Source organism: Streptomyces sp. NPDC007872, from assembly GCF_042868165.1.
Taxonomy (GTDB): Bacteria; Actinomycetota; Actinomycetes; order Streptomycetales; family Streptomycetaceae; genus Streptomyces.
The window spans coordinates 871,504-878,287 of record NZ_JBIAEA010000004.1 but is presented as its reverse complement, the minus strand read 5'-3'; the positions used below and the strand labels follow the sequence as shown (position 1 = coordinate 878,287).

Here is a 6,784-nt window from a genome sequence, read left to right as displayed (position 1 = left end):
CCGGGTGCCCCGCCCGCCCCTCCCCACTTCCCCCCCGGTTTTCCCCCCCAAACCCCCGTCATTACCCCCCCCCCCCCGGCCCCCGGGGGGGGGGGGGCGGGCCCCCGGGGCCCCCCCGGGCCCCCACGGCCCCAGGCCGCTGCCGTGTCCGGCCGCGGATCCGCCTAGTAGACCGGCTTCTCGGGCTCGATCTGGTGGACCCAGCCGATCACGCCGCCGCCGACGTGCACCGCGTCTGCGAAGCCCGCGGACTTGAGGACGGCGAGGACCTCCGCACTGCGGACACCCGTCTTGCAGTGCAGGACGATCCGCTTGTCCTGCGGGAGGTCCTGGAGGGCGGTGCCCATCAGGAACTCGTTCTTGGGGATCAGCCGGGCGCCGGGGATCGAGACGATCTCGTACTCGTTCGGCTCGCGGACGTCGATGATGTCGATGTTCTCGCCGTCGTCGATCCACTCCTTGAGCTGCTTGGGAGTGATCGTCGCGCCGGCCGCCGCCTCCTGGGCCTCCTCGGACACGACGCCGCAGAAGGCCTCGTAGTCGATGAGCTCGGTGACGGTCGGGTTCTCGCCGCAGACCGCGCAGTTCGGGTCCTTGCGGACCTTGACCTGGCGGTACTGCATCTCCAGGGCGTCGTAGATCATCAGGCGGCCGACCAGCGGGTCGCCCACGCCGGCGAGGACCTTGATGGCCTCGGTGACCTGGATGGAGCCGATGGACGCGCAGAGCACGCCCAGGACGCCGCCCTCGGCGCAGGACGGGACCATGCCCGGCGGCGGGGGCTCCGGGTAGAGGCAGCGGTAGCAGGGGCCGTACTCGGACCAGAAGACCGAGGCCTGGCCGTCGAAGCGGTAGATCGAGCCCCACACGTACGGCTTGTTCAGCAGCACGCAGGCGTCGTTCACCAGGTAGCGGGTGGCGAAGTTGTCCGTGCCGTCGACGATGAGGTCGTACTGGCCGAAGATCTCCAGGACGTTCTCGGCTTCGAGCCGCTCCTCGTGCAGGACCACGTTCACGTACGGGTTGATGCCGAGCACGCTGTCCCGCGCCGACGCGGCCTTGGAGCGGCCGATGTCGGCCTGGCTGTGGATGATCTGGCGCTGGAGGTTCGACTCGTCGACCTCGTCGAACTCCACGATGCCGAGCGTGCCCACGCCGGCGGCGGCCAGGTACATCAGCGCCGGCGAGCCGAGGCCGCCGGCGCCGACGCACAGCACCTTGGCGTTCTTCAGCCGCTTCTGCCCGTCCATCCCGACGTCCGGGATGATCAGGTGGCGGGAGTACCTGCGGACCTCGTCTACGGTGAGCTCGGCGGCCGGCTCGACCAGGGGTGGCAGCGACACGGGGACTCCGGTGGTCGGTATGTCAGTACGGTTGTTCTCCCCGTAACACTGCCACGCCCCTTCTCATTCCGAGACACCCGGTCCGATCCGCGAGACGATTTCGTCCCAGTAGCCGGGCAGCGAGTGGAATGGGTCGGTTTGTCCGGAGCGGCCCGGACGGTCGGTGAAGAAGATCGTCCCCGCGCCCTGCCAGCGGGCGATCCGCAGGGCCTCGTCGAGGTGGGTCCGCGGGACGCCGTGCACGAGGTGGACGAACTTCGCCTCCGTGTACTCGGCGGTCCACTCGGCCACCTGCGACCAGCGGTAGTCCGTCCAGGCCCCGGAGAAGGTCACGAGCTGGTCGGCGGCCTCGGCGTACCCGGGATGGGGGTGGGTGCCGTGGCCGAGGACGAGGTGGGCCTCGCCGCCGAGGACGGTCTCCAGGGTCGCGCAGACCCGCCGCACCCCGGCCAGGTCGGCCCGGTCGGCGGGGCAGCGGTCCAGGTAGTAGCCGTCCACCCTGTACCAGTCGAGGAAGCGGTGGGCGTCCGTGACGAGCTCCCCGAAGGGCCGGGAGCCGTGGGCGGCGTCCAGGTGCCCGAGGACCCTGACCCCGGCGTTGCGGAGCTTCCCGGCCGCCTCCAGGCAGTGCGGGTCGGGGCGGCTGCCCGGCCCGTCCGCGACGTTGAGCACGGCCCAGTGCAGGGGGGTGCCGGGGCGGGTCAGCTCGGCCCACTCGACGGGGGCGAGCAGCGGGTGGGCGTAGCCGGGGACGCCCACCCCCAGGGCCTGGACCGCTCCGGTGGCCGTGGTGCCCGTCAGATGCGACACGCCGCCTCCATCCAGATGTCGGCGAGCGACTCCTCCAGGTTGATCCGGGGCCGCCAGCCGAGCCGGTCGCGGGCGGTGCGCACGTCGGCCTGCTGCCAGGGCCCGCAGCCGTCGGGGTACGGGTAGGGGGCGGAGGCCAGTTGGTCGGCGATGGTCCCCTCGGTGCGGGGGGCGCCGATCATCGGGCGCTGCGGGATGCCGTGCGGGGCGTCCAGCTCGTTGAGGTTCCCGGAGTAGCCGGCGACCCGGGCCAGGACGGCGGCGGCGTCGCGGAGCCGGACCGCGCGGCCGGTGCCGATGTTGACGACGCCCTGGGCGGCGGAGAGCGAGGCCGCGTGGACGGCCCGGGCCACGTCCCGCACGTCGACGAAGTCCCGCTGCACGCCGAGTCCGCTGAGCTTGAGCTCGCCGTCCCCGGCCTGCATCGCCCGGCGCATCGCCTCGGCGAGGCGGCCGAGCGGGGAGCCGGCGGGGGTGCCGGGGCCCACGGGCGAGAAGACCCGCAGGACGACGGCGTCGAGGCCCGAGCCGAGGACGAGTTCGGTCGCGGCCAGCTTGGACACGCCGTACGGGCCGCCGGGGCGGGGCACGGCGTCCTCGGCGGTGGAGGAACCGGGCTGGCTCGGCCCGTACTCCGAGGCGCAGCCGACCTGGACGAGGCGGGCGCCGCAGCCGCTGCGGCGCAGGGCCTCGCAGACGGTGGCGACGGCGACCGTGTTGTGCCGGGTCAGGTCGCGGGCGCCGCCGCGGGTGGCGCCGGCGCAGTTGACGACGACTCCGGGGTGGACGGCGTCGAAGAAGCGGGTGAGCGCGCCGGGGCTGCCGGACGCGAGGTCGAACCGCACGTCGGCGTCGTCGCCCCGGCCCAGGGCGGTGAGGTGGACGGCCGGGTCGGCGAGCAGCCGGTCGGCGACGAAGCGGCCGATGAAGCCGTTGGCTCCGAGCAGGAGGACCCTCATCGTGCGGCCCCTTCGTGCCGACCGGCCGTTCCTCGGGATTGCGGGGTCATGGTCTTCGTTCTCCTTGCGGGGTGGTGAGGGACGGGAGGTGGGGGGCGGGGCACGCCCGCGGCGTCGGCTCCGCGGGTGTGCGGGGGTTCACGGGGCGGCGTGGGCCGAGGCCCGGACGAGGGAGCCGGTCGCGTGGGCCAGGAGGCCGAGCGCGGCGGCGCCGCAGACGAGGGTGGGGACGGCCCCGGGGCCCCAGGCGTCGACGAGGGTGCGCACCGGGACGGCGAGCGCGTCGAAGCCGGGGACGGGGAGGCGGGCGGAGAGGACGCTCGCGAGGGCGAGCGCCTCGGCGGCGCAGGCCGCGGCGAGGGCGGCCGAGGCCGTCTCGGGGTGGCCGTGGACGGTGAGGAGGCGGGCGAGCAGGAGGAGCGCGCCGAGGGCGAGGGCCCCCGGGCCGGCTCCGGTGGGGAGGAGGAGGGCGGCGAGGGCGAGGAGTTGGAGGGTCACGGTGCCGAGGAGCAGCGGCCGGACGGCGGCGGCGAAGTCGGCGAGGCCCCGGCTGTCGGCGATCCGGCGGCGGGCCCGGCGGGCGAAGAGGTGGGCGCACCAGGCGGCGGGGGCGACGGCGAGCGCGAGGCCCAGGAGGGGGCCGGGGGTGAGCTCCCAGAGGTCGTCGGGGCCGCCGGTGAGCACCTCCCCGAGGAGCCCGTCGCCGCCGACCGCGTACGCCAGGAGCCAGAGGGTCCAGAGGCGGGCGGCGGGCACGGTCCGCCCGCCGGGCGCGCGGAGGGGGCCGCGCCGGACGGCGAGGAACAGCGCCCCGCCGAGCCCGAGGGCCCCGGCGGCGCCGACGGCGGCGCGCACGGACCCGTGGGTGAGGGCGAGTCCGAGCCCGGCGAGGGCGGCGACGGCGCCGGGCGCGAGCACGGCGAGCGCCCAGGGGACGACGGGCTCCCGCCGGTCCTCGGCGGTGCGCGTCTCCTCCCGGCGGCGCGGCACGCGCGCGTACAGCTCCTCGGCGAGCGAGAACACGTCCCGGTGCCGGTAGCGGGCGGCGGTCCGGTCGGTGAACCCCCGCGCTTCGAGCCCGGTGGCCACGTCGAGGGGGTCGACGGCCCGCTCGCACAGGTCCCGGTGCCGGTGCATGAGCACGCGGACGGGGTCGGCGGCGCCGTGGTGGCGGGGGCGGGGGGCGGCGGGGGCGGCCGGGGGCGGCGGGGGCGCGGGGGCCGTGTCCGGGGAGGGGGCCGTGTCCGGAGCGGGGGCCGTGTCCGGAGCGGGGGCCGTGTCCGGAGCGGGGGCCGTGTCCGGAGCGGGGGCCGTGTCCGGAGCGGGGGCCGGGGCGTCCCGGTCCGCCGACGGCTCGTCCCGGTCCTCGCCTCCGCTTCCGCTTCCGCGAGCGTTCCGGTCTCCGCTCCCGTGGGCACCCTCGTCTTCGCTCCCGCGAGCGTCCTGGTCTTCGCCCTCGCGAGCGTTCTCGCCTTCACTCCCGCGAGCGTTCTCGCCCTCGTCCCCGTGGGCTTCCTCGTCCCCGCTCCCGTGGGCGGGCACGGGCGCGAGCGGTGGCCGCGGCGGTTCGGCGGGCCGGTCCTCCCGGTCCTCCTGGTCCTTCCGGAGGGCGGGGGCGGTCGGGTGGGGCCGCAGGGGTGTCGCCGTGGCCGCCCCCGGGGCCTGGACTATCCCGGGCGGGGCCTCCTCGGCGGTGCCGGCCCGGAGGGCGGGGGCGCCGAGGAGGGCCTCGGAGCGGGCGTCCCAGGCTCCGGGGCTGGTCGGGGCGGCGGAGCCGCGCATGGGGTCGTCTCCTTCAGGCATCGGGGGCTCCCGTGCCCGCGGTCACGGCTCCGGGGTTCCAACTGCCCGGCACGTGCGCCTCGGCGGGGTGGGCGAAGAGGGCTCCGTCGCCGGGGCGGTGGCGCACCGGCGCGCGGGAGAGGAGTTCGAGGTAGATGCCGCGGAAGGCGGCCAGGTTCTGTTCGACGGTGAAGAGTTCGAGCGCGCGGGCGCGGGCGGCGGCGCCGAGCCGGTGCCGCCGCCCGGGGTCGCGCAGCAGCGCGAGGCACGCGTCGGCGAGCGCCCGGGGGTTGCGCGGGGGCACGACGAGCCCGGTGCCGCCGATGATCTCGACGACCGCGCCGACGTCGGTCGAGACGGTGGCCCGCGCGCAGAACATCGCCTCGACGAGACCGGCCGGGAAGCCCTCGACGGTGCTGGAGAGCACGACGACCGCGGCGGAGGCGTAGGTGTCCTCCAGGGTGGGCGCCTCCGGGCCGCCGAGCTCCTCGAAGGAGACGGGGTTCTCGCCGACGGCGTGCGCCCCGGCGGCCTCGTCGGGGAAGAGCTGCGCGGCGAACCCCTTGCAGTGGGCGAGGTACGCGTCGGCGCCCGGATCCCGCACGGGGACGGTGACGATCCGCAGCCGGGCGTCGGGCTGCCGGGCCCGGACGTCGGCGAAGGCGTGCAGCAGGGCGACGAGGTCCTTGGCGGGTTCGGCGCGGCCGACCCAGACCAGGGTGGTGGGGTCGCCGCTCTCCTCGTCCTCGCCGACCTCCTCGAAGCGGTCGGCCGCCATGCCGGGGTGGACGGTGCGGACGCGGGCCCGGTCGGCGCCGCACTTCTCCTGCCAGCGGCGGGTGTGGGCGTTGCCGGGGGTGAGCAGGGCGGCCTGCCGGTAGACCTCGGCGGCGAGCCGCCCGTGGAGGGAGGCGAGCAGGGTGCGCAGGGGCGCGGAGCGGTCGGTGCCGGCGGCCGAGAGGTAGTGGGCGCGGAGCTGGACGCCGTACTCGGTGACCAGGAGCGGGGTCCCGAAGAAGCGGGTGGCCAGGAGTCCGGGGAGGGCGGTGGTGCCTCCGGCGGCGGCGTGGCAGAGGTCGGCCGCGCCGAGGGCGTCCTCCTCGTACCAGTCGAGGGAGAGGGGGCGCAGGACCCGCTCCAGGTGCTCGGCGAAGGCGAGGTGGTCGGGGAGTCCGGCGGCGGCCGCGCCCCGGCGTGCGCCGGGCGCGCGGCAGGCGGTTTCGAGGGCGCGGACGGCGTCGTCGGAGCGGAGCGCGCCGGGCAGTCCGCCGCGCTCGCGGGCCAGTTCGGCGAGCGCGTAGAGCCCTTCGGCGAAGGCGTCCGCGCCCTCGGAACCGCCCGCCGCCTCCTCCGCGCAGAGGCCCGTGGCGAGCCGCTCGTACGCCGCGGTGAAGCGGTGGCGGTCGCGGCGGCCGTAGGCGCGGCGGGCGGCGCGGGCCGTGCCGGGCGCGGTCCGTTCGAGGAGGCTGCCGGAGGCGTCCCCGGGGTCGGCGGCGCGGACGAGCCGGGCGTGGGGGGGCAGCGACAAGGTGGCGCCGGTGGAGGACGGGCGGCCGACGGCGTACAGGTCGAACCGGTGCTGTCCGAGTCCGCGCACGAGCCGCTCGCACCAGACCCCGGACTCACCGACGGCGTACGGGTAGCAACCCTCCGTGAGCAGTCCGATCCGCACGCGTGCACCCCCGATCTCCCTTGACGGCGGCCACCGTTGGTCCGGTGACTCGCAGCGGGAAGAACGTAAACAAAGAAGTCGGTGGTGGGGCGGGCGGGGGGGGGGGGCCCCCCCCCCGGGGGGGGGGGGGGGGGGGGGGGGGGCCCCCCCCCCCGGGGGTGGCGGGGAGGGGCGGGCCCGGGGCGGGGGGGGGGCACCCCGCCCCCGGCCCGCCCCGC

5 protein-coding genes are annotated in these 6,784 nt (G+C 76.7%); all 5 read right to left on the bottom strand.

The window, feature by feature from the left end; genetic code table 11:
* Window positions 1-164 precede the first annotated feature (164 nt).
* A complete protein-coding gene (gene moeZ, locus ACFYNX_RS18585; protein WP_125665389.1) occupies window positions 165-1,343 on the bottom strand; it encodes an adenylyltransferase/sulfurtransferase MoeZ in 1,179 nt (392 codons plus the stop codon).
* Window positions 1,344-1,406: 63 nt separating this feature from the next.
* Window positions 1,407-2,153, bottom strand: coding sequence for a spherulation-specific family 4 protein (locus tag ACFYNX_RS18580; RefSeq protein WP_388662535.1), 747 nt, complete (start codon window positions 2,151-2,153; stop codon window positions 1,407-1,409).
* Entirely contained in the window at window positions 2,141-3,112 is a 972-nt protein-coding gene (locus ACFYNX_RS18575) for an NAD-dependent epimerase/dehydratase family protein (RefSeq protein WP_388662533.1), read from the bottom strand. Before ACFYNX_RS18575 ends, ACFYNX_RS18580 begins: the two co-directional genes overlap by 13 nt.
* 138 nt (window positions 3,113-3,250) lie before the next feature.
* Complete coding sequence (locus tag ACFYNX_RS18570) at window positions 3,251-4,915, bottom strand: hypothetical protein (RefSeq protein WP_388662531.1); 1,665 nt, start codon at window positions 4,913-4,915, stop codon at window positions 3,251-3,253.
* Window positions 4,908-6,566, bottom strand: a complete 1,659-nt coding sequence (locus ACFYNX_RS18565; protein WP_388662529.1) for a DUF3492 domain-containing protein — start codon at window positions 6,564-6,566, stop codon at window positions 4,908-4,910. The genes ACFYNX_RS18570 and ACFYNX_RS18565 overlap by 8 nt, the downstream gene beginning before the upstream one ends.
* Between the last annotated feature and the right edge of the window lie 218 nt (window positions 6,567-6,784).

Bases quoted from the DNA above. Each gene is read 5' to 3' on its own strand.
- ACFYNX_RS18575 (WP_388662533.1), bottom strand. From the start codon at position 3,112: ATGAGGGTCCTCCTGCTCGGAGCCAACGGCTTCATCGGCCGCTTCGTC.
- ACFYNX_RS18570 (WP_388662531.1), bottom strand. From the start codon at position 4,915: ATGCCTGAAGGAGACGACCCCATGCGCGGCTCCGCCGCCCCGACCAGC.